The organism is Mycobacterium sp. (genome assembly GCF_049281135.1).
Classification (GTDB): Bacteria; Actinomycetota; Actinomycetes; order Mycobacteriales; family Mycobacteriaceae; genus Mycobacterium.
This window is the reverse complement of sequence record NZ_JBAPRN010000133.1, coordinates 1-3,296: the sequence shown is the minus strand read 5'-3', so window position 1 is coordinate 3,296 and position 3,296 is coordinate 1. Positions and strand designations below refer to the sequence as shown.

The window sequence follows — 3,296 nt, the reverse complement described above, 5'->3', positions numbered from 1 at the left end:
GTCCGGGGTGAGGCAATCAACATGAAGCACAGACGACTAGCCGCTGCCATCAGTTTGCTGGCCGCCGGCTCCACAGTGCTGTCGGGATGCGAAGTTCCGCATACCAGCATGGCCTATGCAAGCGTGGTGGTGAACTGCGGCGGTAAGTCGGAGATATCGGCCAGCGGCTCCACCGCGCAAGCCAACGCGATGAAGCGGTTCATCAGCGCCTACAGCAAGTCCTGCCCCGGGCACAGCCTGAACTACACCGCGAACGGCTCGGGTGCCGGAATCACCGATTTCCTAGCCGGCACGAGCGATTTCGCCGGATCGGACACCCCACTCAGCGATGACAAATACGCCGCCGCCAAGCAGCGCTGCGGCGGGGCCGACGCCTGGAACCTGCCGGTGGTCTTCGGCCCGCTGGCCATCACCTACAACCTCCCTGTCGACTTCCTGGTGCTCGACGCGCAAACGCTGGCTGGGATCTTCAACGGCAGCATCACTCGCTGGGACGACCCGTCGATCACGGCGCTCAACGCGTCGATGCCGTCCGAAGAGATCCACGTCGTGCACCGCAGCGACAACTCTGGCAGCACCGCCAACTTCCAGGCTTATCTGCAGGCCGCAGCGGGTGGGGTGTGGACCCAGGGCACCGGCAAGGAGTTCAAGGGGGGCGTCGGCACCGGCGCCAAAGGGAACGACGGCACCTCGGCGATGGTGAAGAACACCGAGGGTGCGATCACCTACAACGAGTTGTCCTTCGCGATGGAGCAAGGATTGTTCGCCGCGGAGATCAAGACCCCGGCCAGTCGCAAGACGAGGCGGCCGGTGCGGATCGGCACCGACTCCGTTGGTAAGACCATCGCCGGGGCCAAGATCATCGGTAAGGGGAACGACCTCGTGCTCGACCTCTCGTCGTTCTACAACCCCACCCAGGACGACGTCTATCCGATCGTGATGGCGACCTACGAGATCGTCTGCTCGAAGTACCCCGACCCGCAGACCGGTATGGCTGTCAAAGCCGCCCTGCAGGCCACACTCGGGCCCGGCCAGATCGACCTGGACAAGAACGGCTACATCCCGCTGCCTCCCGACTTCCAGGCGAAGGTCTCAGGCGCGGCCGACGCGATCAGCTGATTCGGCGGGCGGATCGCCCACACACCGGAACCCGAGGTGGGTGGTCGCGGTGTCCTGCGACTGCGGCGAGCGCGCGGCCGGGCGATACCGGTGGCAGTACTCAGGGGCACACAGGTGCGAGCCACCCTTGAGGGTCTGCGCGATGGTCGGGTCGGCGGGCCCCGTTGGCGCACAACAGGATTTGGGCGGCGCGTCCAGCCGATGGTGGGCGGAGAATTCGGTGGCCGTCCATTCCCAGACGTTGCCGATCATGTCGAAGAGACCGAATCCGTTCGGGGGGAACTCGGCCACCGGTGAGGTGCCGACCCAGCCAAGTGCCCCCTCGTTGCGATAGGGAAAGCTGCCCTGCCAGGTGTTGGCCATCGGCTTGCCGTCGGGCTTCTCGTCGTCGCCCCACGCATAGGTGGTCCCGGCCCCGCCGCGCGCGGCGTATTCCCATTCGGCTTCGGTCGGCAACCGCCGGCCGGCCCACCGCGCGTACGCCGCGGCATCGGGATACGCCACTTGCACCACCGGATGATCGGGCCGGTCGGCAACGTCGCTGTCCGGCCCGAACGGATGCCGCCAACTGGCACCCGGCACCCAGATCCACCATTGCCGCCAGTTCCGCAAGTCGACCGGACCCGGCGTGGGGCGAAAAACCATTGCCCCAGAATGCATTTCGGCCGGATCGGCGTCGGGGTAGAGCGCCGGGTCGAGGGGCTGCTCGGCTACCGTCACATACCCTGTGGCGGTGATGAACTCGGCGAATTGGGCGTTGGTCACCGGATGCCGCTCGATCGCGAAAGCGTCGACGCTCGCGGTGTGGATCGGCGCTTCCTCGGGATAGAAGCTCGTCGATCCCATGCGGAATGACCCCGCTGGCAGGTCGACGAGCTCGGTGGGCATGGGTTCAGGGTATGACGACGGCGAAGTCTTGCATCAGCGCGGCTTTCGCGGCACCGAACCCCGCGGCATCCTGTGGCCCTTCCAAGTGAATGGCGACCAGATATTGACTCGTGTTGGTCCAGATGTGGGTGATGCGGTCGGCGAACTCACATGTGCCCTGGGGTCCGAGGAATGTTCCGGTGAGCTTCTGGCTGCTGTACCCGCAGAACTCGACGCCTACCGTGTCGACCTGGATGTCGGGCTTCGAACGCGCCAGCGTGGCAACGTAATCGGCGAAGGCCGAGGCCGGGTCGCGCGCCGTCACGGTGATGGTCACGGTGCCGGTCATGCCATCCGGCCCGTTGAGGGACAACGCCACATCTCCTTGCCCCGGGTCACTGGCCCAGGCTTCAGGGACCGTCAGCGTGATCCTCGGCGCAGCAGGATCGGACACCTGAGCGACGGTGCCGATGCCGATCCCGGGCGGCCCCGGGAAGCAGACGAATGCATTGGGCGGAATGTGCTCCGGCAATGTCGTCTCGATCCCGGGAACAGGCGCGCGGCTGCCCTTTGTGGGGCGTTGCGACCCGGTCGCGGACTGCGCGGACCCCCCAGTCCAGGCAGCGACCCCGTCGATGGTCCGCTCGCAACCCGGCAGCACGGCGATCGTCGCCAGAGCGGCCATTGCCGGCAACGCCCGACGAGATCTCGGCCGCGGCTCAGTCACGCGAAAAAGCCAGCGCCAATTCTTTTTCCACGTCCTGATATGGCCGGCCAGACAGATCGACGGTCACCTGCGCGATGGTGCCGCCGCTGAACACGAACGGCGCCTTGTATCGGCTGGACACCGCTGAACCACCGTTGCGTCCGACGGTGATGCCGGCACCGGCTAATCCGAAGGTCCCCGGATGCGACTGCACGTCGGCAAGCGTGCCGACCGTCGCGTCGTCGATGAACAGCGTGACGTCGCCGAGCGGCGTGTGGCTGTTCTGCACCGTGCCGGTGCGGGTGTACGTGACGCCGAGCAGATGACGGCCCAGCGGTACCGCCTGCGACGAGGACACCTCCTGCAAGCGCTCACCGAGGAAGTTGTAGACGTAGTGCAGCCGTCCGTCCTGAATGAACAGCACGTGCCCGCCGTGCGCGCCGCCGTGCTTGAACAGCACTCCTTCGGCGCCGGCGCTGTCGACGGTGACATCGGCGAGTACTGCAAACGAGCGGCCGCGGATCTCGGGCGCGGCGCCGGTGGCCACTTCGGCGCAGTCGGGGTAGTAGACGTAGCTCTCCCGTTCACTCGCCAGGTATGGCCG

General features: G+C 66.3%; 3 protein-coding genes and 1 pseudogene. 1 reads left to right on the top strand and 3 read right to left on the bottom strand.

All coding sequences use genetic code 11. The features are described 5' to 3' along the window. Positions 1–21 precede the first annotated feature (21 nt). Positions 22–1,119 (top strand): phosphate ABC transporter substrate-binding protein PstS, encoded by a 1,098-nt coding sequence (pstS, locus tag WAN02_RS05395; protein ID WP_422263146.1) that lies wholly within the window; start codon positions 22–24, stop codon positions 1,117–1,119. Here the strand turns inward: pstS and WAN02_RS05390 are convergent. The 3 genes and pseudogenes from WAN02_RS05390 to WAN02_RS05380 all read right to left on the bottom strand — a co-directional run. Next, positions 1,093–2,007 (bottom strand): formylglycine-generating enzyme family protein, encoded by a 915-nt coding sequence (locus WAN02_RS05390; RefSeq protein ID WP_422263145.1) that lies wholly within the window; start codon positions 2,005–2,007, stop codon positions 1,093–1,095. The two genes, pstS and WAN02_RS05390, sit on opposite strands and share 27 nt — an antisense overlap. A gap of 4 nt (positions 2,008–2,011) precedes the next feature. Beyond that, on the bottom strand, positions 2,012–2,713 hold the full coding sequence (locus tag WAN02_RS05385; protein ID WP_422263144.1) for a hypothetical protein: 702 nt from the start codon (positions 2,711–2,713) through the stop codon (positions 2,012–2,014). Next, positions 2,706–3,296: pseudogene (locus tag WAN02_RS05380) on the bottom strand (arylsulfatase); the annotation flags it as partial. The gene WAN02_RS05385 and the pseudogene WAN02_RS05380, both read right to left, overlap by 8 nt.

Excerpts from the sequence above, each read along its gene's own strand:
- WAN02_RS05390 (WP_422263145.1), bottom strand. The coding sequence starts at position 2,007 with ATGCCCACCGAGCTCGTCGACCTGCCAGCGGGGTCATTCCGCATGGGA.
- pstS (WP_422263146.1), top strand. The coding sequence starts at position 22 with ATGAAGCACAGACGACTAGCCGCTGCCATCAGTTTGCTGGCCGCCGGC.